A 24209-nucleotide genomic window follows, 5' to 3' on the forward strand; every position below is an offset into this window, starting at 1 on the left:
TTCCCTGACCGTCAGATGTCGAAGAAGACCGTTTCCTTCTCCCCCTGGAGATGGACGTCGAAAATATAGTTGTCGCCTTGCCGCTCGGCGATCAGCGTCGGCACGCGCACCTTGTGCTCGATGCGGGCCAGGATCGGATCCTCGGCATTGGCCTTGGCCTCGTCTGAGAAATAGAGCCGCGTATGTAGGCCGATATTGATGCCGCGCGCGACGATCCACAGGCTGATATGCGGCGCCATCAGCCGCCCGTCGCCATACGGCACGCGTCCCGGCTTGATCGTCTGAAAACTGCACAGGCCGGTTTCCATGTCGGTCGGCTGACGGCCCCAGCCCTGAAAATCCGGATCGGCATCGCCGCGCAATTCGGCCGGCGAATTGTAGAAGCCATTGGCATCCGCTTGCCAGATCTCGATCAACGCGTCCTTGAGCGGCGTGCCGGTGCCGTCGAGCACGCGAATGCGCAAACCGATGCGGTCGCCCTTGGCGTTGTCGTTGAGCATCGTGGCGCCCAAGTCTGTCGGGTAGACGCCGCCGATACCACCGAAATTCGGCGTCAGCCCGATATGCACGTAAGGCCCGGCGGTCTGCGACGGGCTCTCCTTCAGCCGGGTCAGCGCCTGCGCCATCAATTTCCCTCCGGCCGGTTTTCGAACAGCGAGGCGCGACGCCCGCGCAGCACGATGTCGAACTTGTAGGCGCGCGCATCGAACGGGATCGTCGCCTGCATGTCGAGCGCGGCGACCAGCGTTTCGATCGCCGCCCTGTCGCGGATACCGCGCACGATCGGGCACCGCCAGATCAGCGGGTCGCCCTCGAAATACATCTGCGTGATCAGCCGCTGTGCGAAGCCGTGGCCGAACACCGAGAAATGGATGTGCGACGGCCGCCAGTCATTGGGCCCGTTCGGCCAGGGATAGGGACCTGGCTTCACCGTGCGAAAGGCATAGCCGCCGTCGGCATCGGTGATGGTGCGGCCGCAGCCGCCGAAATTCGGATCGAGCGGCGCCAGATAGCCGTCCTTCTTGTGGCGGTAGCGGCCGCCCGCATTGGCCTGCCAGAATTCGAGCAGCGCGCCGGAGACGCCCTGGCCGCGCTCGTCGAGCACGCGGCCATAGACGATGATACGCTCGCCGATGGCGCTCTCGCCGGACTTTGCAAAATTGTGGATCAGGTCATTGTCGAGTTCGCCCAGCACGGCGTGGCCGAACACCGGACCGGTGATCTCCGACGCCGTGTTGTCGAAGGCCAGCAGCGCCTTCTGCGGCGAGCGCAGCACCGAAGTCTTGTAGTCGGGCGTCAGCGCCGGCGGGTGCCAGCCGCGGTCGCGCTGGAAGAAGGCGCCGCTCTCGGGCCTGCGGTTCGAGCCGGCATCAGCTGGCATGGCCAGCCCTGCTTCCGTCCATTTCCGAAAACACCTCCTTGGCGATCCTGAAGGCGCGGTTGGCGGCCGGCACGCCGGCATAGATCGCGACATGCAGGAACGCTTCGCAGATATCGTCGCGCGACGCACCGGTGTTGGCGGTGGCGCGCACATGCATGGCGACCTCTTCATCATGGCCAAGGGCGGCCAGCAGTGCCAGCGTCACGATCGAGCGTTCGCGCCTGCTGAAGCCCGGACGCGCCCACACAGTGCCCCAGGCTGCCTCGGTGATCAGCTCCTGGAACGGCCGGTCGAAATCGGTGACGGCATCCTCGCTGCGATCGACATGAGGGTCGCCGAGCACCGAGCGCCTGACGGTCAGCCCGGTTCGGTATCTAGTTTCGTTTTTGGGCAGTTCATCCATGGGTCTGCTTTCTCAGGGGAAGCGCCGCGACGAAATCGCGGATCAGGGTGGTCAGCGCCTCGGGCTGTTCGACGCAAGGGATGTGCGCGGCGTCACGAATGATTTCGAAATGTGCGCCTGGGATCAGATCGGCCAGCCAGCGGACGAGATCCGGCGGCGTCGAGCCGTCCTGGTCGCCAACGACGCAAAGCGTGGGCACCGCGATCGCCTGCGCGGCCTCGGTGAAATCGGCATCGCGCACCGCGGCGCAGGTGCCGACATAGCCGGCGACGGCTTGCCGGGTCATCATGTTCCAGTAGCCGTCGAGCTCGGCGACACGGTCCGCGTGGAAGGCAGGCGTAAACCACATTTTGAGCACGGCATCGGCGATGGCCTGGATGCCTTTGCTTTCGACCGTTTCGATGCGGGTGTTCCAGCTGTCGGCCGTGCCGATCTTGTGGGCGGTGTCGCACAGGATGAGGCCGTCGACGATTTCGGGGCGCCGGGCATAAAACCCTTGCGCAATCAGGCCGCCCACCGACAGGCCGCACAGCACCGCATTGTTCAGTTCGAAATGATCGATCAGGCCCGACAGATCATCGACATGCTCGTCGATCGAGCTGACGCCACCAATGTCGGACAGGCCATGGCCGCGCTTGTCGTAGACCAACACAGGCATTTCGCCACCCAGTTCGGACAACACCTCGTCCCAGATGCGGAAGTCGGTGCCCAGCGAATTGATGAACACGATCGGCCGCGCATTTCCCTTCGCCTTGATATGGCGATGGTGCAGCGTGATGCCGCCAATGTTGACGAATGGCACGATTTCGATCCTCCGTGTTCACATTGCACAAGGCATTTGGTTTGGTAAAATGATATTTTACGCCGTTTCATTAACTGTTAGGTTATGAGAACATGTCCGAAAGCCGCATAAGGTTCCGTCACCTGCAGGCATTCCTTGAGGTAGCGCGGCAAGGCAGCGTGGCGAGGGCGGCCGACTTTCTCCATGTCAGCCCACCGGCCGTGACCAAGACGTTGCGCGAATTGGAGGAGGCGCTTGGCATCGCTGTCGTCGAACGCGACGGCCGCGGCATCAGGGTGACGCGGCTTGGCGAAATCTTTCTCGGCCATGCCGGCACGGCGATCACGGCACTGAAGCGCGGCGTCGATTCCGTCCGCCAGGACGGCGCCATCAACCGGCATCCGATCCGCATCGGCGCGCTCCCGACAGTGTCGGCCAAGGTGATGCCACGCGCCATAAGCCTGTTCCTGAGTGAAAATACCGGTGCTGCGATCAAGATCGTCACCGGCGAGAACGCGGTCCTGCTGGAACAGTTGCGCGTCGGTGCGCTCGATCTAGTCGTCGGCCGGCTTGCGGCGCCGGAAAACATGACCGGCTTCTTCTTCGAGCATCTCTATTCCGAACCGGTGCTGTTCGTGGTGAGGGCCGGCCATCCGCTGCTGCAGCCGGGCCAGGACATCTTCGCCCGGCTCGATGAATTCCCGGTGCTGATGCCGACGCGGGAGTCGGTCATCCGCCCGTTCGTCGACCGCCTGTTCATCACCAACGGCATGACGGCGCCTGCGACCGAGATCGAGACCGTCTCGGATTCCTTCGGCCGTGCCTTCCTGCGCCAAAGCAATGCGGTCTGGATCATATCGACAGGCGTCGTCGCCAACGAACTCTCCAGCGGCGCCTTCGTCGCCTTGCCCGTCAACACCGAGGAAACCAAAGGGCCGGTCGGCCTGACGATGCGGACCGACACTGCGCCTTCGCCGGCCTTCACCATCCTGCTGCAGACCATTCGCGAGGCGGCCAGCCAGAACGCCTGAGCACCTTTCGCCAATCTGGCGCAGAGCGGGCCTTCAGCCGTATTTCCATAACCTGTTGGTTAACGAAACACCGCAAAATATCATTTTACCAAACCAAACACCTAGGGCACTGTGACGATGGGAGGATCGAAATCGTGCCGTTATCGGCATTGGCGGCGTTCCGCTGCCGCCTCAAGGCCTGCCGGGGCGATCTCCGATCTTAAGAACGGGCGGCATCGATTTTGAGCAGGCCGGCGGTGACCTCCAGGTGCCGTCAGGAAAGGGAGGAATACCAGCATGACCTCAAGCAAATCCGGCGTCTCGCGGCGCCAGTTCATCGCCACATCGCTCGCCGGCGGCGCGGCACTTGCGCTCAGCCGCGCCAGGCATTCGCGCAGGCCGCCGACACGCTGAAGGTCGGCTTTGTCAGCCCGCGCACCGGGCCGCTCGCCGGCTTCGGCCAGACCGACGGCTATGTGCTCGATCTCGCCCGCAAGGCGCTCGCCAACGGCCTCGACATCGGCGGCAAGAAATACAGTGTCGAGATCATCGACCAGGACACGCAATCCGACCCGTCGCGCGCCGGCCAGCTCGCCAAGGACCTCATCAACAACCAGGCCGTCGACCTGATGCTGGCGGTGTCGACGCCGGAGGTGATCAACCCGGTCGCCGACGCCTGCGAAGCCGCCGGCGTGCCTTGCCTCTCCACCGTCATGCCGTGGGAGGCCTGGTATTTCGGCCGCGGCGCCAAGCCCGGCGAACCCTCGCCGTTCAAATGGACCTATCATTTCGGCTTCGGCGTCGACGAGTTCTTCCGGACCTACATCTCGCAATGGAACCTGATCGAGACCAACAAGAAGGTCGGCGTCATGTATCCCAACGACGCCGACGGCAATGCCATCCGCACCCATCTGGTGCCGTTGCTGGCAAAGCAGGGTTTCACCATCGTCGATCCCGGCGCCTACGAGACCGGCACCACCGACTATTCCTCGCAGATCGCACTGTTCAAACAGCAAGTCGTCGAGATCTTCAACTCCTTCCCGATCCCGCCGGACTTCGCCGCCTTCTGGCGCCAGGCCGCGCAGCAAGGCCTGATCAAACAGATCAAGATCTGCCAGGTCGCCAAGACCGGGCTGTTCCCGTCCGACATCGAGGCGCTCGGCGATCTCGGCAACAAGATTTCTAGCGCCGCTTACTGGCACAAGGCCTTCCCCTACAAGTCGCCGCTGACCGGCGTTTCGGGGACCGAACTGGCCGACGGTTATGAGGCCGCCAGCGGCAAGCAATGGACGCAGCAGCTCGGCGCCTCGATGTCGCTGCTCGACGCCGGCTTCGAGGCGCTGAAGGCAAGCACCGACGCCAAGGACAAGGCGGCCGTCGCCAAGGCGCTGAGCACGCTCAACACCGAGACCATGATCGGCAAGGTCGACTTCACCAGCGGCCCGGTCGCCAATGTCTCTCCCGGCCCGATCATCGGCACCCAATGGGTGGCGGCCAAGGAAGGCGGCAAATTCCCGCTCGACTACGTCGTGACCGAGAACGCCACCGACCCGAAGGTTCCGGTCGAGGCCAAGCTCCAGCCGTATAACGGCTGACGGTCGGTTACGGGGATCGCATCGTGAACGGTTCAGCAAACGCCGCGATCCTCAGCGCCGCCGGCATCCAGAAACGCTTCGGCGCGCTGGTGGTGCTCGACGATATCGACTTCGCCATGAATGCCGACGAGGCTGTCGGCATCGTCGGCCCGAACGGCGCCGGCAAGACGACACTGCTCAGCATCTTGTCAGGCGCCTTCCCGCCGAGCGCCGGCACGGTCGCCTTCAAGGGCGGCGATGTGACGGCGCTGCCGGCAACGCAGCGCTGCCGGCTCGGCCTCGTGCGCACGCACCAGGTGCCGAAACCGTTCGGCGGCATGACCACCTTCGAGAACGTCTTTGTTGCCGCATCGCATGGCGCCGGTCTCGCCCGCGACGAAGCCTATGAGGAGGCGCTGGCGTCGCTGAAACTGTGCGGCATGCTGGGCGTGGCCAACCGGCGCGCCGAAACGCTCGGCCTGCTCGATCGCAAGCGGCTGGAACTGGCCCGCGCGCTTGCGGCAAGACCGACGTTGCTTCTGCTCGACGAGATTGGCGGCGGACTGACCGATGGCGAGGCGAGCGAACTTGTCGATACCATCAAGGAATTGCGCCGCCGCAAGATCGGCATCGTCTGGATCGAGCACATCGTCCACATCCTGCTGCAGGTGGCAGAGCGGCTGATCTGTATGGACGCCGGCAAGATCATCGCCGATGGCGAGCCGCAAGCAGTGATGGCCGACCCGGAAGTCGTGCGCGCCTATCTCGGCGGAGGCCCGAAATGAGCCTGCTCGCAATCGAGAATCTGGTCGTCCGCCATGGCCTGTTGCAGGCGGTGCGCGGTGTGAGCTTTACGATCGAGCGCGGCGAAACGCTGGCGCTGGTCGGCGCCAACGGCGCCGGCAAGACGACGCTGCTGCGGGCGATCGCCGGCGCCCATGAGCCGACGGCCGGCCGCGTGCTGCTGAATGGCGCCGATATCACCGGCGTTCCCTCGCACAAGCGCGTCGGCATGGGCGTCGCGCTGGTGCCGGAAGGGCGAAAACTGTTCGTGCAAATGACGGTCGAGGAGAACCTCCTGCTTGGCAAGACCGCCGGCCGTCCCGGCGACTGGAGCGTGGAACGAGTGCTCGACACGTTCCCCAATCTGAAGCCGCGCCGCCATGCCAAGACCGGGCATCTCTCCGGTGGCGAGCAGCAGGCCACCGCCATCGGCCGCGCGTTGATGAGCAATCCCGAACTGCTGCTGCTCGACGAGGTCTCGCTCGGCCTGTCGCCGCTGGTGGTCGATCGCGTATACGCTTCGCTGCAAGGCCTGATCAGCTCCGGCACGACGATCATCCTGGTCGAACAGGACCTCAATCGCGCGCTCTCGGTCTCGGACAAGGTCATCTGCATGCTGGAAGGACGCGTCGCGCTGGAAGGCCCGAGCAAGGGCATGTCCCGCGATGAAGTGACGAAAGCCTATTTCGGTCTGCACAGAAAAAGCGCCGGGAGTGTGCCGGCATGAGCAACCAGATCGTCCAGGGCATCCTGCTCGGCGGCTACTACGCGCTGATCGCCTGCGGCCTCTCCTTCATGTTTTCGGTGATGCGCATAATCAACCTCGCGCATGGCAGCCTGGCCGTGTTTTCCGCCTACGCGCTGTGGTGGCTCGCCTCGCAATTCCATATCTCGCCCTTCGTCGGCCTGCTCATCGTGCTGCCGCTGATGGCGGCCATCGGCTGGGCGCTGCAACGCTTCCTGCTCGAGCGCAGCGCCCGTGGAGGCGCGCTGCTGCCGATCCTGACCACGTTCGGCCTCGCCATCGTCATGGACAATGCGCTGTTCGAGCAGTTCGGCGCCGACACACGTTCGCTGGCGCCCTATATCGGCAGCCTCTCCTACGATTCCTGGGAATGGCCGGGCAGCATCTATGTCGGCAAGCTTGCCGTGATCATGTTCGCCGCCGCCGTCATATTGCTTGGCGGACTGCAGCTGTTCCTTACCAACACCAGGCTTGGCCGCTCGATCCGCGCCACGTCGGAAGATCCCGACACGGCCGGTCTCGTCGGCGTCGATGCGCGCCGCGCCAATGCCCTCGCCGCCGCCATCGCCATGGTCACCGTTGGGCTGGCCGGCTCCTTCCTTGGCATGCGCGCCACCTTCGATCCCTACACCGGCGCACCGCAATTGCTGTTCGCCTTCGAGGCGGCGGTGATCGGCGGCGCCGGTTCGCTGTGGGGCACGCTGGTCGGCGGCATCGTGCTGGCGCTCGCCCAGACGCTCGGCGCGCAGATCCATCCGCAAGGTTTTCTGATCGGCGGCCATGTCGCCTTCCTGATCGTGCTGTTCATCCGGCTCTCCACCTCCGGCCTCGGCCTGCGCGGCCTGCTGCGCCTGCCCGCGAGGAAAGCATCATGAGCGCGGTTTTAAACGCCCCCGTTATCGAGCGCGGCACCTCCGCCTCGCGCATCTCGGCGATTGCGGTCGTCGTCATCATCGCGCTACTTGGCGTCGCGCCGCATTTCCTGTCGGCCGGCGCCGTCGACCGCGTGACCGCCTTGTTCATCTATGTGATCCTGGCAGCGATGTGGAACGCGCTGGCCGGCTTCGGCGGGCTGGTTTCGGTGGGACAGCAAGTGTTCTTCGGCCTCGGCGCCTATTTCACCATCCGCCTGGCCGATGCCGGCCTCAACCCGTTCGCTTCGCTGTTCGTCTCCGCGATCATTGTCGGCGCGATCTCCTGGCCGATGTCGCTGTTCATGCTGCGGCTCAGGAACGGCGAGTTCGCCATCGGCATGTGGGTGATCGCGGCGCTCACCCATCTCCTGGTCAATCTCGACCGGCTGGTGCAAGGCGAGACCGGGACGTCGCTGATCTCGCTCAACGTCTATGACGCCGGTTCCAGGCGGGCGACGATCTACTGGCTGGCGCTGGCCGCGATGACGGCGCTGCTCGCCACCCTGTTTAGCCTGCTGCGTGGCAGCACGGGCGCTGCCATCCGCGCCATCAGGGACAATGAGGAGGCCGCGGCATCGGTCGGCGTGCGCGTCACCGGCACCAAGCGGCTGCTCTTCGTGCTCGCCGCCTTCGGCATCGGCATGGCCGGCGCGCTGTGGTTGGCCACGTCGACCACCTTCCAGCCGAAAACCTACTTCAACGTCCAGTGGACCGCCTACATGATCTTCATGGTCCTGGTCGGCGGCATCGGCACCTTCGAGGGCGCCATTCTGGGTGCGCTGCTGTTCTTCCTCATCGAGACCTGGTTCGGCGGCACCGGCGTCTGGTATCTGATCGGCCTCGGCGCCACGGCGGTGCTGTTCTCGCTCTTCCTGCCGCGCGGCCTGTGGGGAACGCTGGAGGAGCGCTTTGGCCTGCGCCTGCTACCGGTCGGCTATCGCGTCAGACTCCCGGCAAACGCCGGCGATAGCGACGCCACGCCTTCGCCGCAACAGACCGCAACACATAGTGAAAAGGCGTGACCATGCTGTTCGGCAAGACCATCCTCATCACCGGTGTCGCGTCCGGTATCGGCGCCCGCACCGCGGAACTTGCCGGCCAACTGGGCGCTGACGTGATCGGCGTCGACGTGCGTGAACCTGCCGCACCGGTCGGCTTCTTCGTCAAGGCCGACATCTCGTTCAAGGCCGGCGTCGTCGATCTCATCGGGCACCTGCCGCAGCGCATCGATGCGCTCTGCAATGTCGCCGGCCTCCCCGGCAACACCGGTGCGGTGTCGACACTGGCCGTCAACTTCTACGGCCTGCGCGCGCTCTCGGAAGGCCTCGCACCAAGACTTCGTGAAGGCGGCGCCGTGGTCAACGTCGCCTCGATCGCCGGCTATGGCTGGCGCGCCAATCTCAACCGCGCGGCATCGATGATCGGCATCGAAGGCTTTCCCGATGTGGCGGAGGTGGTCGCCGACCATCAGGTGAAGAACGAGGAAGGCTATTCCGTTTCCAAGGAACTGCTGCTGTTGTGGACGCAGCGCGCCGCACATCAGGACCTGTTCAGGAGCCGCGGCATCCGCGTCAATGCAGTGAGCCCCGGCCCGGTCGAGACGCCGATCCTCAAACAGTTCCGCAATGTGCTGGGTGACGCCCGCGTGGACAGCGACATCGCCAGGGTCGGGCGCGCCGGAACCTCGGGCGACATCGCGCCTGTCGTGCTGTTCCTGTGCTCGGACGGCGCACGCTGGGTCAACGGCGCCAATGTGCCGGTTGACGGTGGGCTTGAAGCATCGATCAATGCCGAGGTGCTCGGCTTCTAGACCATGATCCCGAAAAGTGGGAGCCGGTGTTCGGATCAGATCGTGGTCGATAATAGATAGAAAAGACGCTCGACGGCGAGCGAGGGAGAGAACAATGGACATCGGACTTCTGATCGACGGCGACAAAAGGGATGCGTCAGGCTCCGCCTCTTACGAGCGCATGGACCCGTTCACCGGCAAGCTGGCCACCCGCGCTGCCGCAGCCAGCATCGCCGACGCCAATGCCGCGGTCGAAGCCGCGGCCCTCGCCTTCAAGAGCTGGTCGAAGACCGGACCGGGCGAGCGCCGCGCTTTTCTGTCCAAGGCGGCCGATGTCATGGACTCCAAGGTCGGCGAATTCACCAGATTGATGATGGAAGAAACCGGCGCCACAGGCCCCTGGGCCGGCTTCAACGTCATGCTCGCCGCCAAAATGCTGCGCGAGGCAGCCGCCATGACGACGCAGATTTCGGGCGAGGTCATCCCCTCCGACAAACCCGGCACGCTCGCCATGGCGATCCGCCAGCCCGCCGGCGTCTGCCTCGGCATCGCGCCGTGGAATGCGCCGGTCATCCTCGGTACCCGCGCCATCGCCATGCCGATCGCCTGCGGCAACACGGTTGTGCTGAAAGCCTCCGAAATGTGCCCCGGCACACACCGGCTGATCGGGCAGGTGCTGGTCGAAGCGGGCCTGCCCAAGGGCGTCATCAATGTCGTCACCAATGACCCCAAGAACGCAGCGGCAATCGTCGAAACACTGGTCGCGCACCCGGCCGTAAGGCGTGTCAACTTCACCGGCTCGACCAAGGTCGGCAGGATCATTGCCGAACTCGCCGGCCGTCACTTGAAGCCGGCGCTGCTCGAACTCGGCGGCAAGGCGCCGCTGGTCGTGCTCGACGATGCCGACATCGACGCCGCGGTCAATGCGGCGACCTTCGGCGCCTACATGCATCAGGGCCAGATCTGCATGTCGACCGAGCGTCTGGTCGTCGATGAAAAGGTCGCCGACGAATTCGTCGCCAAGCTCGCCGTCCGCGCGGCGCAGCTGCCGGCCGGCGACCCGCGCGGCCATGTCGTGCTCGGTTCGCTGATCAGCAGCCAGGCCGCCGACAAGATGGAAGAACTGGTTGCCGACGCCGTCGCCAAGGGCGCCAGGCTTGTGGCCGGCGGCAAGCGCACCGGAACCGTGGTCGAGGCGACATTGCTCGACCACGTGACGCCGGCGATGCGCGTCTATTCGGAAGAATCCTTCGGCCCGGTCAAGCCCGTGATCCGCGTTGAGGGCGAGGACGAAGCGGTACGTGTCGCCAACGACACCGAATACGGCCTGTCCTCAGCCGTGTTCAGCCGCGACATCCGCCGTGCCATGACGGTCGCCGCGCGCATCGAAGCCGGTATCTGCCACATCAACGGCCCGACCGTCGGCGACGAGGCGCAAATGCCGTTCGGCGGCGTCAAGGGTTCAGGCTACGGCCGCTTCGGCGGCAAGGCCTCGATCGCCGAATTCACCGACCTGCGCTGGCTGACGATCGAGGATCCGGGGCAGCACTATCCGTTTTGACTGCACCTTCTCTCACAGGGGGAGAAGGAAAGGAGCCCTCAGGGCCGTTGCCTGGCGAGCCAACGGATTCCCGCATCAAAACCCGGCAAGGCTCGAGCCGCGCGATCGGCGGCCCCTCCCGGAGTTGTAAATCGTTTGATGGTGGGTATTTTAGCCCTCAAGCACATGCCGCCGGAAAGCGGCAAGTGGTTTTGGGACTACCACAAGTGCAAAGCAAAATACGCGATGCGGATCGCGCCGGGGAGGAATCGTCATGCCAAACAAGGCCTTGCCGCTGGTCATCAGCGCGCCGGAACCACGCACGCTCGACCTGATCTTCACCCCACCGCAGCTGGCGCGCCTCAAGGCGCATTACCGCGTCGTCGAGACGACGGCCGAGGGCGTGGCGAACTTGCCCGCCGACGTGCTGGCCGAAGCCCGCTATATTATCGGCCAACCGCCGATCTCGCCCGAGACCTTGGACCAGATGCAGGCGCTGCGTTGCGTCTTCAATGTCGAGACCAACCTAATCAACAACATGCCCTATGAGACGCTGTTTGCGCGCGGCATCCATGTCGTCACCACCGGCCTCGTCTTCGCCGAGCCGGTGGCCGAGCTTGGCCTCGCCATGGCGCTCAACCTCGCCCGCAACATCGTCGATGCCGACCTCGCCTTCCGCAAAGGCGAGGAGCTGTGGGGCGGTGACGGCAATTTGACGGCGCGGCTTCTGTCCGGCGCCGATGTCGGCATCATCGGCTTCGGCGATCTCGGCCGTGCGCTCAACCGACTGCTGTCGGGTTTTCGCACCCGCACCAATGTCTTCGACCCTTGGCTGCCGCCGTCGATCCTGATCGACAATGGGGTGAAGCCGGCCTCGCTGGACGAGGTGCTGACATCAAGCGATTTCGTCTTCGTCGTCGCTTCGGTGACCTCGGAGAACCAGGGTTTCCTCGGCGCTGAGGCCTTTGCAAGTATGCGCAAGGGCGCCGCCTTCATCCTGCTCAGCCGCGCCGGCGTCGTCGACTTCCCTGCCCTGATGGCGGCGGTGAAAAGCGGCCACATCGTCGCCGCCAGCGATGTCTTCCCTGAAGAGCCGCTGGCGCAGGACCATCCGGTCCGCACGATCCCCGGCTTCCTGCGCTCCGCCCACCGCGCCGGTGCGCTTGACATCGCCTTCAAGCGCATGGGCGACATGGTGCTGGAGGACATGGACCTGATCGACCGCGGCCTGCCGCCTCTGCGCTCCAAGCGCGCCGAGCGCGAGACGGTGTCAAGGATGCGTTCGAAGCCGGCGGACAGGAACTAGTTGTCGCGAGAAATCCGCCTGAGATGGATTTCGCAGTTGGCCAAAACCCCTTTGTCGTCGCCGCTCAGGATGACCGGGAACCTTCGACCGGCATTGGCGTTTTTCAGCCGGATCGCTCCCATTCGATCCAGACCCTACTATCGATGCCCCGCCAGGCCTAGCCGGCGGGGTATTGATTTTGAAGGCAATCGGGTTGTGGGAGGCCTGGCCTACTCCAAGGAGGCTCGTCACGATTCGCGTCGCTGGCGGGCCTTTTTATTCACTCCCGAGCAAAGCCGGAGGCGGCCTGCCCGCCTCGCTCTATCCGGCAGCAACGCCGGCTGGCGAGCGATTGGCCAGCACCAGCCCGACCTCGCCGACAACCTGCTCGACGCGCTTCAGGATGGGTTCGGCCCGCAGCACGCCGTCGGAAAAGTCCTTGTCCGTGGCATAGACCCCTGTCGGCAGCGTCAGCGCCTCGAAGAAGCCGAACAACGGCCGCAGCTGGTGCTCGACGATCAACGCGTGGCGATCATTGCCGCCGGTGGCAAGCAGCACCATCGGCTTGCCGCGCAAGGCGGCGGGATCGAACAGATCGAAGAAGTGCTTGAACAGGCCGGTGTAGCTGCCCTTGTAGGTCGGCGACCCCACCACCAGCACATCGGCATTGACGACGCTGTCGAAGATTGCCCGTGCCTGGCCATCGAGATCGCGCGCCCATTTGGCAGCGCCGAGCGACGGGCCGAGGTCTTCGATGTCATAGGTGCTCGCCGACAGGCCATGCTGGCGCGCAATATCCCTGACAACTTGGTCGACGAAACCGCGCGTCTTGGACGGCCTGGTGAAATTGCCGGAAAACCCGACGACGGTTGGATTGGGCATATTCTGGCACCTCTTGCGCGGCGGGCAGGCCCGCTTCATACCGCATGTTTACAGGCTTGCGCCTGCAGCAAGAAGCAAATGACTGACCTTGCAGCACCATAGTGAGGAATTTTTTTCCGTTTGCCCGCTCGTCTCAGGCCGCGAGAAGCCGGCCATAGGATTCCAGATAGAAGCCGGTTGACCTGGCGCAGGTCCGCACCGCCTCCCTGGCAGCAACCATTTCCTGCCAGCGTAGCAGGCGCTTGCATTCGGCCGGCATGGCAAAGCCCAGATATTTCTCAAGCACGCACAGCTGTTCGAACCAGGGATAGAAGGCGACGTCGGCGGCGCTGAATTCCGAGCCCAGCAAAAACCGTTCGTCCGCCCCTCGCCTCGCAAAGGCATGCTGTTCCACAAAGCGCAGGGCGTCGGCAAGCTGGGCCTTGATCCGCTCATGAACCATAGCGTCGGAACTGTGCATCATGGTTGCCGTCCTGGCGTAAAGCTGCGTGTCGGCGAAGCTGATCCAGATGCGCGCCTCAGCGCGGGCATGAGCATCCCTGGGGAAAATCGGCCGTTCGGGGAATGCATCATCGAGATATTCGCAGATGATCGCCGACTCCCTGACATATTGCCCCTGATGGCGCAGCAGCGGCACCTTTCCCGTCGGCGTGAGTTTCAGGAACCACGCCGGCTTGTTGCGCAGATCGATTTCGATTTCCGTCGCCTGCAGGCCTTTCTTGGCAAGGGCGAGCCTGACACGGTGCGCATAGGGACAAAGCTGCGCGACAAAAAGCTCGATTGGCGGCATGAATAACTCCTGAGTTTCGTTATCGCCGACAAGCGGCCTGTCGGGCATAGCTAGGTCCAGTAAGGCCGGCGCGCTATTCGACAGCGTCTAGATTGATTTATCGATCGTCTGTTTCTGGAGCGAAGCGTGGACCTCCTGGCTACCCTCATGCGCGAATTGCACTTCGCAGCCGCCGGGTACCGGCGCCTCGAACTGGCCGCGCCCTGGGCGATCTCGTTCAGCCAGGCTGGGCTTCGCGGCATTCACGTCGTCATCAAGGGGCGATGCGAGGCGGTGTTCGGTGAGGAAGATGTCGAGCCTCTCGATGCCGGCGACCTGATCATTGCACCGCGCGCCGATCCGCATGTGCTGCGGTCGCCCGGCGCGCTCAAAAGCGCGAACGTCCCCGCCGCCGAACTGGCGACCCAAACCGCAGCCGGGCGTATTCGCAGCGGCGGCGAAGGCGAAAAGACCGTCATCCTGTGCGGCGCCTTCGCCTTTCGCGACGCCGACCATCCGGCACTTGCCGGCCTGCCGCGCATCGTTCACATCCGGGGATCGAATGGCCGTCTGCCCAAATGGCTGCGTGGCTATGTCGAGGCCTTGCTGGTGGAAGCGACCGACGAAGGTCCCGGCAGCGACGTGGTCATGGCTCGCCTATCTGGGGCCATCGTCACGCGCGCCTTGCGCTCCGGTCTGGAAAGCATGGACAATCCAGGTTGGCTGAGGGGATTGCAGGACCCCGCGATCGCCAGAGCGCTCGCGACCCTGCATGAAGCCTATGGCCACGACTGGACGATCGAGACCCTGGCACGCGCGGTCGGGCTCTCCAGGGCAACCTTTGCCGCCCGCTTTCGCGATCTCGTCGGCGAAGCGCCCATGGCCTATCTCTTCGGCTGCCGCATGCGGCAGGCCAGCCGGCTGCTGCACGAGGGCAAGAGCCTGGGCCAAGTCGCCGAGGCGGTCGGCTACAGCTCGGAAGCCGCCTTCTCCACCGCCTTCAGCCGCCACGCCGGCGTCTCGCCCGGCCAATTCAGGAAACGGAAGGATCTGTAAGGCAGAGCGATATTGGCGGCGGCCGCGCCTCGCGGTAGGACTTTGCCAGCACTATGTCTGATCATATCCCGACGCGGTTCGCCGCCGCTTTGCCCAGGAGATGCTTCGTGCCCAAAGGTTCTGACCTGCTTGTTGCCGCCCTCGAGAATGAGGGCGTCGATCGCATCTTCGGCATTCCCGGCGAAGAAAACCTGGACGTCGTCGAATCTATCCGCAAATCGTCGATCCAGCTGATTTTGACCCGCCATGAGCAGGCAGCCGCCTTTATGGCCGCCACCCATGGCAGGCTCACCGGCAAGCCAGGTGTGTGCATCACCACGCTGGGACCCGGCGCCCTGAACCTGACGACGGGTGCCGCCTATGCGCTGCTCGGCGCCATGCCGATGATCATGATCACCGGGCAGAAGGGCATCCGCTCGTCGCGCCAGGCCCGCTTCCAGATCGTCGACATCGTCGCCGCGATGAAGCCGTTGACCAAGCTGTCACGTCAGATCATCTCGGCGAAGACCATTCCCGCCGTGGTGCGCGAAGCGTTTCGGATTGCCGAGGAGGAGCGTCCGGGGCCGGTGCATCTGGAACTGCCCGAAGACATCGCGGCCGAGGAGTGCGACGATGTCGCGCTGATCCCGCCGCATCCGGTCGAGCTTCCGCTGGCCAGCCCGCTGGCGCTCGACCGTGCCGCTGAGATGATCATCAAGGCGAAACGTCCGCTGGCGATGCTGGGCGCCGCCGCATCGCGGCCGCGCTCGACCTCCGACCTCGCCCAGTTCGTGATCAGAACCGGCATCCCTTATTTCACCACCCAGATGGGCAAAGGCACGGTGCCTGGCGGCACCGAACTCTATATGGGCACCGCCGCTCTCTCCGAGCGCGACTATGTGCATGAGGCCATCGAACAGGCCGACCTCATCATCACTATCGGCCACGACACGATCGAGAAGCCGCCCTTCATTATGGGCGACAAGGGACCGAAGGTGATCCATGTCGGTTACCAGCCGGCCAATGTCGAGCAGGTCTATTTCCCGCAGACCGAAGTGGTCGGCGACATCGGCGCTTCGCTCAGGCTGCTTGCCGACCGGATCGAGGGCAAGATCCCCAACGCGCAAGCGTTGCTGCCATTGCGCGAAGGGATTTTGAGCCGCATTGCCACCCGCGCCACCGAAGACCGTTTCACGCCGCAGCGCTTGGTGCACGATGTGCGCGCGGTGATGCCGGCCGATGGCATCCTGGCGCTCGACAACGGCATGTACAAGATCTGGTTCGCGCGCAATTACCGCACGCGCGTCGCCAACACTTTGCTGCTCGACAACGCCCTGGCCACGATGGGCGCCGGCCTGCCCTCGGCGATGACGGCCGCGATGCTCTATCCCGGCCGCCGCGTCATGGCGATCTGCGGCGATGGCGGCTTCATGATGAACAGCCAGGAGTTGGAAACCGCCGTCAGGCTGAAGCTCAACCTCGTCGTGCTGATCATCGAGGACAATGCTTTCGGCATGATCCGCTGGAAGCAGGCGGTCGACCAGTTCCCCGATTTCGGCATGACCTTCGGCAATCCCGATTTCGTCAGATATGCCGAGGCCTATGGCGCCAAGGGAACCAGGGTCGGCGCCGTCTCAGAAATAATATCGACGCTTGAACAGGCTTTTGCCGGCGGTGGCGTCCATCTCGTCGTCGTTCCGATCGACTATTCGGAGAACGAGCGCGTGCTGGTCGAGGAACTGCGCCACCGGTTGCCCGCGCCACCGGAGGCCTGACGGTGGAGTAGACACCGCCGCAGCAGCGCTCAGGCGGCCCGGACCTTGGCGCTCTCACGCGCCCAAGCCGGCAGCCAGTCGCCATGTGTCGCCAGCAACTCATCGACCAGCGCCCAGATCTGGTCGAGGTCGAGTTCAGCCGCCGTATGTGGGTCCATCATCGCCGCGTGGTAGATGTGCTCGCGGTTTTCGGTCATCAACGCCTGCACCGTCAATTCCTGCACATTGATGTTGGTGCGTATCAACGCGGTGAGTTGCGGCGGCAGCTCGCCAATATAGGTCGGCTGGATGCCGGAGGCGTCCACCAGGCACGGCACCTCGGCGGCGCAATTGTCCGGCAGCGAGGTGATGCAGCCATTGTTGCGGACATTGCCGTAGATCACCGACGGCTCGCCGGTCCACACCGAATTCATGATCGAGGACGCGTATTCCTTCGACTGCTCGACCTCGATGCGGTCGGCCGAGCGATAGGCCTCGGCCTGGCCCTTCCAGCGCTCGATCTGTTCGATGCAGCGCTTGGGATATTCGTCGAGCGGAATGCCGAACTTCTCGATCAGGTCGGGGCGGCCTTCCTTGATGAAATAGGGCGTGTATTCGGCGAAATGCTCGGAGCTTTCGGTGACGAAATAGCCGAGCCGCGTGAGCATCTCGTAGCGCACCTTGTTGGGGCAGCGCGGGTTCCAGCCCGGCTTCGGCGCCCTGCCTTCGCGATAGGCGCGGACCAGGTCCGGATAGAGGTTGCGGTAAGAGCCATCCGGCTGCCGGTGCTCGAACTTCAGGTAGAAGGCCATGTGGTTGATGCCGGCCGAGCGGTAGCGTATCTCGTCGTAGGGAATGTCGAGATCGTGCGCCAGTTCCATCGCCGTGCCCTGCACCGAGTGGCAGAGGCCTACCTGTTTGATCTCAGGGTATTTCTCTGAGATCGCCCAGGTGTTGATCGCCATCGGGTTCACATATTGCAGCATGATCGCGTCGGGGCAGACGGCCAGCATGTCCTCGCAGATCTTCCACAGATGCGGAACGGTCCGGAGGCCGCGCATGATGCCGCCGACGCCGAGCGTGTCGGCAATGGTCTGGCGCAGGCCGTATTTCTTCGGCACCTCGAAATCGGTGACGGTGCAGGGCTCGTAACCGCCGATCTGGAAGGCGACGACGACGAAGTCGGCACCGGCGAGCGCCTTGCGTTGGTCGGAATAGGTCTCGGCCTTCGCCTTCACGCCCAGCGTCGCGATCAGCTTGTTGACGACGATGGCGCTCTCTTCCAGCCGCTGCGGATTGATGTCCATCAGCGCGATCGTCGCGCCTGACAGCGATGGCCGCTGCAGCACGTCGCCGACAATGTTCTTCATGAACACGGTCGAACCCGCGCCAATGAAGGTGATCCTGGGATGTCTTGCCACTATTAAACCTCCGGCACTTTGCTACGCCACGTCGAAGGCGGCCCTGACGAGCCGTTCGGTGTAGGCGGTCTTGGGATGGGTGAGGACCTCGTCGACGGGTCCCTGTTCGACGATCTTGCCGTTCTGCATGACGATGACGCGATGGCAGAGCGCGCGCACCACCTTGAGGTCGTGCGAAATGAAGAGATAGCTAAGGCCGCGTTCGTCCTGCAGCTTGCGCAACAAGTCGATGATCTGCGCCTGCACCGAAAGGTCGAGCGCCGATGTCGGTTCGTCGAGCAGGATGAATTCGGGCTCCAGCGCGATGGCTCGGGCAATGGCGATGCGCTGCCGCTGGCCGCCGGAAAATTCGTGCGGGAACCGTGACAGGATATCGCCGGGCATGCCGGCGCTGACCAGGGCGTCGCGCACCCGATCGACCCGCTCGCGCCGTGTCGCGCCGATCCTGTTGACGACCAGCCCTTCCTCGATGATCTGCCCGATCGTCATGCGCGGGTTGAGCGAGGAGAACGGATCCTGGAAGACGACCTGCATGCGCGAGCGCAGCGGCCGCATCTCGGCGCGCGACAGGCCGTGGATTGGCTGGCCGTCGAAGCTGAACTCGCCACGCTTGGCCTCGGTGAGCTTGAGCAAGGCGAGACCGAAGGTGGTCTTGCCGGAGCCGGATTCGCCGACCAGCCCCAGCGTCTCGTGGCGGCAAAGTTTCAGGCCGAGATCGTTGACGGCGACCAGTTCGCGCCAGTCCGGCTTCAGGAAGCTGCCATGGCGCAGCATGAAGCAGACGCGCATGTCGCGGGCCTCGAGGATGGTGCCGCTGTTTTCCGGCAGCGGCTGCGGCTTGCCGTGCGGCTCTGAAGCGAGCAGCCGCTTGGTATAGGCATGCTGCGGGTCGGCGAACAGCCGCTCGGTGACGTTGTGCTCGCACATCTCGCCATGCTGCATGACATATACATAGTCGGAGAATTTCCGCACCACGGTGAGGTCGTGGGTAATCAGGATGACCGCCATCCTGAGTTCTTTTTGCAGATTACGGATCAAATTGAGGATCTGCGCCTGGACCGTGACGTCGAGCGCCGTCGTCGGCTCGTCGGCGATCAGCACATCGGGGTCGTTGGCGAGCGCCATGGCGATCATCACGCGCTGGCGCTGCCCGCCCGACATCTGGTGCGGATACTGCTTGATGCGTGCTTCCGGCTCGGGGATCTGGACATGCCGCAAAAGCTCGAGCGCCCGCGCCCAGGCTTGCTTGCGGCTGACCTTTCGATGCACCCTGATCGCCTCGACGATCTGGCTGCCGACCGTATAGATCGGGTTGAGCGAGCTCATCGGCTCCTGGAAGATCATCGAAATGCGGTTGCCGCGCAGCTTGCGCCGGGCGCTCTCGGCGAACTTCAGTATGTCCTGCCCGCAATAGTCGATTGTGGATTTCGGCGACACGGTGGCCCGCTTCGACAAGAGCCCCATGACAGCGCGGGCCGTTACCGATTTGCCGGAACCGGACTCGCCGACGATGGCGATCGTCTCGCCGCGATAAAGCTGGAACGAGACATCCTTCACCGCGTCGACGACGCCGTGCTCGACCTTGAAGGCGACCTCGATGTTGCGGGCATCGATGATGGGTTGGTCGTGGCGGCCGGCATGGTCGAGCCGGACGGCTGGTGCGAAGGTGGCTGCGAGCGCTACGGTCATCCCGGCCACCTCAATAGGGATCGACGGCATCGCGCAGGCCGTCGCCCAGCGCGTTGAAGGCAAAGACGGTGATCAGCACGAAGCCGACCGGCGACAGGATCCACGGATAGGTGCCGATGACCGAATAGGTAGCCGTGTCCTGCAGCATCAGCCCCCATGAGATCAGCGGCGGTTTCACGGCGAAGCCGAGGAAGCCGAGAAAGGCTTCGAGCAGTACCACCGTCGGGATCGCGATCGTCACGGCGACGATGACGTGGCTCATCACATTGGGAAAAATGTGCTGCATGATGATACGCATGTCGGTGGCGCCAACCGCCATGGCAGCGCGCACATAGTCGATCCGCGCCAGCGCCAGCGTCTTGCCGCGCACCTCGCGCGACATCTGCGCCCAGCCCAGCGCCGACATGACGATGATGACGAAGGCGAGGAAGACGTTGGTCGGCGCGGTCACCGGGATCAGCGTCGTCAGCGCAAGATAGAGCGGCAATTGCGGGAAGGCGAGCACCAGCTCGACGAAGCGCTGCATCCAGACGTCGAAGCGGCCGCCGAAATAGCCCGAGACCATGCCGACCGTGGTGCCGATGACGGTGATGATGAACACCACCGTCAGCGCTATCATCAGCGAGACACGCGAGCCCTGGATGGCGCGCGACAGCACATCGCGGCCGAATTTGTCGGTGCCGAGAAAATGCACCGGCTGGCCGTCGGCCGAAGCGAAGAAATGCCGGTTGGCGGGGATTAGGCCAAGCAGCCGGTAGTCGGCGCCCTTGACGAAGAAGCCGAGCAGGCGCGGATGCTCGTAATCCGGCCCGACGACCGGCTGGAAGGTGACCGGGTCGAGGTCTGCAGAATCCGCCAGCGCATAGACCCGCGGCTGGAGCACGAAATTCCCGTCTCTGTCATGAAAACTCATCACTTGCGGCGGGGCGAAAGCGACATCGGTCACCTTGGGGTCCATCGGCGCGAAGAAATCGGCAAACAGCGCCATCAGCACCAGAAGCACGACCAGGATCAGCCCAGCCATGCCGGTCCAGGAGCGCCTCAGCCGGCGCCAGACCAGCGCCATATAGCTCTCATTGCCGCGCGAGGTCGCAATCGCGGTTGCTTCAGCCGGTGGCGGCGGCGGGGATGGGTCGCGCGCCAGCATCTAGCTCTCCCTGAACTGGCGCACGCGCGGATCGAGCAGCGCGAGCAGCATGTCGGCGATGATGTTGCCGACGATCAGCGTTGCCGACAGCACCATCATGAAGGTCGCCGTGACATAGACGTCGCCGACCGCCATCGAGCCGACAATGGCCGGCCCGACCGTCGGCAGCGCAAAGATGATCGCCGTCTCGATCTCGCCGGTCAGCATGTAGGGCAGCACCACGCCCTGATACATGATGAGCGGGTGCAGCGCGTTGGGCACGGCATGGCGCATGACGACGGCGCTGCCGGTCAGGCCCTTGGCCTTGGCCGTCTCGACATATTGCGCGTTCAGCGTATCGAGCAGATTGCCGCGCATGACGCGCATATTGTAGGCGAGCCCGCCGAAGGTGGCGATCGCCACCACCGGCCAGACATGCTTGACGAGGTCGGCGAATTTCGCCCACGACCACGGCGCGCCGCCATATTGCGGCGAGAAGAAGCTGCCGATCTCCGACACGTTGAACTGGAAGACCAGGAGATAGACGATGATCAGCGCCATCAGGAAGCGCGGCACCGTCATGCCGAGGAAGGAGATTGCCGACAGCGCCGAGTCAATCCAGGTGTATTGCCTGGTCGCCGCCCAGATGCCGAAGGTGATGCCGAGCACCGACGCCAGCAGATGGCAGACCAATGCCAGCAGCAGCGTGCGCGGCAGCCGCTCGCCGACCACGGCGGCGACCGGCTTGTTGTAATAGAGGCTGTAGCCGAAATCGCCGCGGGTGATGATGCCGGCGACCCAGTTCAGGTACTGGACGGGCAGCGGTTTATCGAGGCCGTGCTCGACCCGATAGGCCTGCGCCTGCGCGTCGGCTTCGGCAAAAGACGCCCCGCCCTGGTTGATGAGCTGCGAACGGATATAGTCGGCATAGTCGCCCGGCGGCGCCTGGATGATGGCAAAGGTGACCAGGCTCAGGATGACCATGACCGGCACCGCCGATGCTATGCGCATGGCCAGGAATCGCAGCATCGGACCGTTTCTCCTCCTTGGATCTAATCTGTTGCCGCTGACCTTACTCCGTCCCGGCCGCGCGCGCAGCGCGGCCGGGCGTCAGCCAGGGGAGGAAACTCAGTTCGTCGGACCCTTGTCGCCGGGCTTGCCGGGAAGCTGGTCGGGAAAGAGTTCGTATTTCTGCTGCTTGTCGGCGGCGACGAAGACGCGTTCGCGCACGATCGAATCCTCGGCCCAGTTGAACATGAAGATCGGCGTTCCCTGCGGGATGTTGGAGAAGCGCTTGTTGATGATCAGGGCGCCGGGATATTCGGTCAGTCCGATATTGTAGACATGCTCCGTCGAGATCTTCTGGAACGTCTTCATCAGGCTGGCGCGCTCGTCATTGTCTGACGAGGAGACGAACTTGTTGACGATGTCGACAAGCTCCTTTTCGAACGGCATCAGGTCGACCACGCCGCTTTCGGGCGCGCGGTGATCCCAGCTGGTCTTGGGGCCGACGGGCGCGAGTTGAACGGTGTTCTGCACGACGGAGGTCAGCTCCTGCTCGTTGCGCCTGATCAGCCAGTCGAAGCGGCCGGAATATTGCGACGCATCACGCTGGGTGCCGTTGAGGCCGTTGAGCACGACCCTGATGCCAAGCTTTTCCATCTGGCCGACGACGCCTTCGGCCAGGCTCTTGTCGGTGCCGTAGTCATTGTTGACCAGCATCACGATCTCGACATTCTTGCCGCCGGCGGTCTCGGCCGGGAAGTTCACGAAGCCGTCGCCATCCGTATCCTTGAGACCAGCCTTGGCCAGTTCCGCCTTGGCGCCCTCGATGTCGAAGGGATAGTAGACGGTCGAGTTGCGGTCATAGAAGCTGGTGCCCGAGGAAAAGCCACCGGGGTAGATGGCGGTGAACGGCCCCTTGACCAGCGAGTCGCCGAGCGCCTTGCGGTCGAGCGCCATGGTAATGCCCTTGCGGAAGTCCTCATTGCGATTGAGCTCGCGGATCGCCTGGCCGCGTTCGTCGGGATTGCCCCAGCCATTGGCGGAAAAGTTCATGCGCAGATTGTAGCCGATCAGGCGCGGGCCAAAGGCGAGCCGGGCCGGCGCGTCCTTGTCCGCCGCTCGCTTCAGCGAAGCGACGAAATTCTCCGGCTGCTCGAGGTTGGAGAAGTCGGCGGCCCCTGCCACCGCCTGCACGTCGCGGTCGGCCCAGGTCGACAGCTTGTAGTGCAGTTCGTTGAGATAGGGCAGCTGGTTGCCCTTCTCGTCGACCTTCCAGTAGTAGGGATTGCGGCGCAAGACGATGATGTCGTCGGGCCTATACTCCACCGGCACCCAGGCACCCATCACCGGAATGTTCATATATTCCGGCGGGAACGCGTTCTTGAACTGCTCGTAGGTATTCTTCGAGTACTTCGGATGCTGCGGCTTCAGGATATGCGCCGGGCCGGGGCAGAAGGTGCCGTAGGCCATGGCGTAGAGATACTGTTTGGGGAAAGCGTCCTTGAAGGTCCACTCGACGGTGTAGTCGTCGACCTTCTTCAGCGTCGTGCCGACACCGAAGGTTTCCGCTGTGGCGCCGTTCAACGGCGAGACATTGGGATCGACGACCTCGTCGTCCCAGTAGAACATGACATCGTCGGCATTGAAGGCAACGCCGTCCGACCATTTGGCGCCTTCGACCAGGTGCATCGTCAGCGTGTGGCCATCCTTCGACCAGTCCCAGCTCCTGGCGAGGTTGGGCAGCGGCTCGGTGTCCTTGGCCTCGACCTGGAACAAAGGCGCGGTGCGCGTCAGGCATTCCGAAAGGCCGATGTCGATGCCGCCCCATCCTTGGGTCTGGCCGGCGCCATAATTCCAGCCTTCCGGCCGGCCGCCAATGACGTGGCGCATGGTGTCGCCATAAACGCCGATGCCGTCCGGCATGTTGCCGGTCTTGAACACCAGCGGCTCCTTCGGCAGGCGATCCTTGACCGGCGGCAGCTTGCCAGTCTTGACGTATTTCTCGGTGACCCACTCGGGCTCGTGATATTCGGGCAGCGCCTTGAACTCCAGGATGGAATCGCGGGCGACGTATTTGATCTTGCCCTCGGCGGGAAACGCCGCCGGCGCCGGCGGCGTGGTCGGCTCGGACGCGTATGCACTGCCAAGCGCCGATGCCGAGACGCTCAGCGCCAGCCCGGCGAGAATGCCAATTCTTCGACCGGCGAGAATGCCAATTCCACGAAAGTTCCTCATTGTGTTCCTCCCAGATGTTTCGACGTCTGCTGCTGCCCGCATCTATTCATGATGGCTGATTGGCGAACCGGCCTCCCGCTGTCCGCCT

The 24209-nt window shown here is 64.0% G+C and carries 21 protein-coding genes and 1 pseudogene; 11 read left to right on the forward strand and 11 right to left on the reverse strand.

From position 1 onward, the window contains the following. Window positions 1-11: 11 nt before the first annotated feature. Genes pcaG through pcaD form a run of 4 tightly spaced genes read right to left on the reverse strand, consistent with a single transcriptional unit; the run spans window position 12 to window position 2586 of the window. Window positions 12-626: a protocatechuate 3,4-dioxygenase subunit alpha gene (pcaG, locus tag NKJ76_RS24255; protein WP_352538534.1), complete on the reverse strand. Its 615-nt coding sequence runs from the start codon at window positions 624-626 to the stop codon at window positions 12-14. Continuing rightward, entirely contained in the window at window positions 626-1381 is a 756-nt protein-coding gene (gene pcaH / locus NKJ76_RS24260; RefSeq protein ID WP_352538535.1) for a protocatechuate 3,4-dioxygenase subunit beta, read from the reverse strand. The genes pcaG and pcaH overlap by 1 nt, the downstream gene beginning before the upstream one ends. Continuing rightward, window positions 1371-1784 carry a 4-carboxymuconolactone decarboxylase gene (gene pcaC / locus NKJ76_RS24265; protein WP_023668153.1) on the reverse strand — a complete coding sequence of 138 codons (414 nt, stop codon included), beginning with the start codon at window positions 1782-1784 and terminating at the stop codon, window positions 1371-1373. Before pcaC ends, pcaH begins: the two co-directional genes overlap by 11 nt. Further along, window positions 1777-2586, reverse strand: coding sequence for a 3-oxoadipate enol-lactonase (gene pcaD, locus NKJ76_RS24270; RefSeq protein ID WP_023712113.1), 810 nt, complete (start codon window positions 2584-2586; stop codon window positions 1777-1779). The genes pcaC and pcaD overlap by 8 nt, the downstream gene beginning before the upstream one ends. 92 nt (window positions 2587-2678) lie before the next feature. Here pcaD and pcaQ point away from each other — a divergent pair, with 92 nt between their 5' ends. From pcaQ to NKJ76_RS24315, 9 genes and pseudogenes are all read left to right on the forward strand, one after another. Beyond that, on the forward strand, window positions 2679-3596 hold the full coding sequence (gene pcaQ / locus NKJ76_RS24275; RefSeq protein WP_023685275.1) for a pca operon transcription factor PcaQ: 918 nt from the start codon (window positions 2679-2681) through the stop codon (window positions 3594-3596). Between the two features lie 276 nt (window positions 3597-3872). After that, window positions 3873-5170, forward strand: a pseudogene (locus NKJ76_RS24280) (ABC transporter substrate-binding protein). An 89-nt stretch (window positions 5171-5259) separates the two neighbouring features. Beyond that, the gene (locus tag NKJ76_RS24285; protein ID WP_352538591.1) at window positions 5260-5934 is read left to right on the forward strand and encodes an ABC transporter ATP-binding protein; all 675 of its coding nucleotides are present in this window, start codon (window positions 5260-5262) and stop codon (window positions 5932-5934) included. After that, window positions 5931-6659, forward strand: coding sequence for an ABC transporter ATP-binding protein (locus NKJ76_RS24290; protein ID WP_023685278.1), 729 nt, complete (start codon window positions 5931-5933; stop codon window positions 6657-6659). The genes NKJ76_RS24285 and NKJ76_RS24290 overlap by 4 nt, the downstream gene beginning before the upstream one ends. Beyond that, complete coding sequence (locus tag NKJ76_RS24295; RefSeq protein ID WP_352538536.1) at window positions 6656-7552, forward strand: branched-chain amino acid ABC transporter permease; 897 nt, start codon at window positions 6656-6658, stop codon at window positions 7550-7552. The genes NKJ76_RS24290 and NKJ76_RS24295 overlap by 4 nt, the downstream gene beginning before the upstream one ends. Further along, the gene (locus NKJ76_RS24300) at window positions 7549-8613 is read left to right on the forward strand and encodes a branched-chain amino acid ABC transporter permease (RefSeq protein WP_352538537.1); all 1065 of its coding nucleotides are present in this window, start codon (window positions 7549-7551) and stop codon (window positions 8611-8613) included. Before NKJ76_RS24295 ends, NKJ76_RS24300 begins: the two co-directional genes overlap by 4 nt. A gap of 2 nt (window positions 8614-8615) precedes the next feature. Further along, window positions 8616-9401, forward strand: coding sequence for a coniferyl-alcohol dehydrogenase (locus NKJ76_RS24305; protein ID WP_352538592.1), 786 nt, complete (start codon window positions 8616-8618; stop codon window positions 9399-9401). A 94-nt stretch (window positions 9402-9495) separates the two neighbouring features. Then, window positions 9496-10941 (forward strand): aldehyde dehydrogenase, encoded by a 1446-nt coding sequence (locus NKJ76_RS24310; protein WP_352538538.1) that lies wholly within the window; start codon window positions 9496-9498, stop codon window positions 10939-10941. Window positions 10942-11194: 253 nt separating this feature from the next. Next, window positions 11195-12226 carry a hydroxyacid dehydrogenase gene (locus tag NKJ76_RS24315; protein ID WP_352538539.1) on the forward strand — a complete coding sequence of 344 codons (1032 nt, stop codon included), beginning with the start codon at window positions 11195-11197 and terminating at the stop codon, window positions 12224-12226. A 300-nt stretch (window positions 12227-12526) separates the two neighbouring features. On the opposite strand, the gene msuE is transcribed toward NKJ76_RS24315, so the two are convergent. Then, a complete protein-coding gene (gene msuE, locus NKJ76_RS24320; RefSeq protein WP_023729451.1) occupies window positions 12527-13087 on the reverse strand; it encodes an FMN reductase in 561 nt (186 codons plus the stop codon). 133 nt (window positions 13088-13220) lie between these two features. Next, window positions 13221-13877, reverse strand: coding sequence for a glutathione S-transferase family protein (locus tag NKJ76_RS24325; protein WP_352538540.1), 657 nt, complete (start codon window positions 13875-13877; stop codon window positions 13221-13223). A 126-nt stretch (window positions 13878-14003) separates the two neighbouring features. On the opposite strand from NKJ76_RS24325, the gene NKJ76_RS24330 reads away from it, so the two are divergent. Both NKJ76_RS24330 and NKJ76_RS24335 read left to right on the forward strand, forming a co-directional pair. Continuing rightward, window positions 14004-14912 (forward strand): AraC family transcriptional regulator, encoded by a 909-nt coding sequence (locus tag NKJ76_RS24330; protein ID WP_198020008.1) that lies wholly within the window; start codon window positions 14004-14006, stop codon window positions 14910-14912. Window positions 14913-15019: 107 nt separating this feature from the next. Next, window positions 15020-16666 (forward strand): acetolactate synthase large subunit, encoded by a 1647-nt coding sequence (locus tag NKJ76_RS24335; RefSeq protein WP_352538541.1) that lies wholly within the window; start codon window positions 15020-15022, stop codon window positions 16664-16666. 29 nt (window positions 16667-16695) lie between these two features. On the opposite strand, the gene NKJ76_RS24340 is transcribed toward NKJ76_RS24335, so the two are convergent. The 5 genes from NKJ76_RS24340 to NKJ76_RS24360 form a co-directional block, all read right to left on the reverse strand. Continuing rightward, complete coding sequence (locus tag NKJ76_RS24340; RefSeq protein WP_352538542.1) at window positions 16696-18066, reverse strand: alpha-glucosidase/alpha-galactosidase; 1371 nt, start codon at window positions 18064-18066, stop codon at window positions 16696-16698. Window positions 18067-18087: 21 nt separating this feature from the next. Then, window positions 18088-19755, reverse strand: coding sequence for an ABC transporter ATP-binding protein (locus NKJ76_RS24345; protein ID WP_352538543.1), 1668 nt, complete (start codon window positions 19753-19755; stop codon window positions 18088-18090). A 10-nt stretch (window positions 19756-19765) separates the two neighbouring features. Next, a complete protein-coding gene (locus tag NKJ76_RS24350) occupies window positions 19766-20902 on the reverse strand; it encodes an ABC transporter permease (RefSeq protein ID WP_352538544.1) in 1137 nt (378 codons plus the stop codon). Then, window positions 20903-21910 carry an ABC transporter permease gene (locus NKJ76_RS24355; RefSeq protein ID WP_023696253.1) on the reverse strand — a complete coding sequence of 336 codons (1008 nt, stop codon included), beginning with the start codon at window positions 21908-21910 and terminating at the stop codon, window positions 20903-20905. 99 nt (window positions 21911-22009) lie between these two features. Then, the gene (locus NKJ76_RS24360) at window positions 22010-24121 is read right to left on the reverse strand and encodes an ABC transporter substrate-binding protein (RefSeq protein ID WP_352538545.1); all 2112 of its coding nucleotides are present in this window, start codon (window positions 24119-24121) and stop codon (window positions 22010-22012) included. Window positions 24122-24209: the final 88 nt, after the last annotated feature.

It is taken from the genome of Mesorhizobium sp. M0029, assembly GCF_040323735.1.
In the GTDB taxonomy this organism is placed as follows: domain Bacteria; phylum Pseudomonadota; class Alphaproteobacteria; order Rhizobiales; family Rhizobiaceae; genus Mesorhizobium.

Coding starts and splice junctions, on each gene's coding strand:
- pcaG (WP_352538534.1), bottom strand. CDS start 626: ATGGCGCAGGCGCTGACCCGGCTGAAGGAGAGCCCGTCGCAGACCGCC.
- pcaH (WP_352538535.1), bottom strand. CDS start 1,381: ATGCCAGCTGATGCCGGCTCGAACCGCAGGCCCGAGAGCGGCGCCTTC.
- pcaC (WP_023668153.1), bottom strand. CDS start 1,784: ATGGATGAACTGCCCAAAAACGAAACTAGATACCGAACCGGGCTGACC.
- pcaQ (WP_023685275.1), top strand. CDS start 2,679: ATGTCCGAAAGCCGCATAAGGTTCCGTCACCTGCAGGCATTCCTTGAG.
- NKJ76_RS24290 (WP_023685278.1), top strand. CDS start 5,931: ATGAGCCTGCTCGCAATCGAGAATCTGGTCGTCCGCCATGGCCTGTTG.
- NKJ76_RS24295 (WP_352538536.1), top strand. CDS start 6,656: ATGAGCAACCAGATCGTCCAGGGCATCCTGCTCGGCGGCTACTACGCG.
- NKJ76_RS24300 (WP_352538537.1), top strand. CDS start 7,549: ATGAGCGCGGTTTTAAACGCCCCCGTTATCGAGCGCGGCACCTCCGCC.
- NKJ76_RS24305 (WP_352538592.1), top strand. CDS start 8,616: ATGCTGTTCGGCAAGACCATCCTCATCACCGGTGTCGCGTCCGGTATC.
- NKJ76_RS24310 (WP_352538538.1), top strand. CDS start 9,496: ATGGACATCGGACTTCTGATCGACGGCGACAAAAGGGATGCGTCAGGC.
- NKJ76_RS24315 (WP_352538539.1), top strand. CDS start 11,195: ATGCCAAACAAGGCCTTGCCGCTGGTCATCAGCGCGCCGGAACCACGC.
- msuE (WP_023729451.1), bottom strand. CDS start 13,087: ATGCCCAATCCAACCGTCGTCGGGTTTTCCGGCAATTTCACCAGGCCG.
- NKJ76_RS24325 (WP_352538540.1), bottom strand. CDS start 13,877: ATGCCGCCAATCGAGCTTTTTGTCGCGCAGCTTTGTCCCTATGCGCAC.
- NKJ76_RS24345 (WP_352538543.1), bottom strand. CDS start 19,755: ATGACCGTAGCGCTCGCAGCCACCTTCGCACCAGCCGTCCGGCTCGAC.
- NKJ76_RS24350 (WP_352538544.1), bottom strand. CDS start 20,902: ATGCTGGCGCGCGACCCATCCCCGCCGCCGCCACCGGCTGAAGCAACC.
- NKJ76_RS24355 (WP_023696253.1), bottom strand. CDS start 21,910: ATGCTGCGATTCCTGGCCATGCGCATAGCATCGGCGGTGCCGGTCATG.
- NKJ76_RS24360 (WP_352538545.1), bottom strand. CDS start 24,121: ATGAGGAACTTTCGTGGAATTGGCATTCTCGCCGGTCGAAGAATTGGC.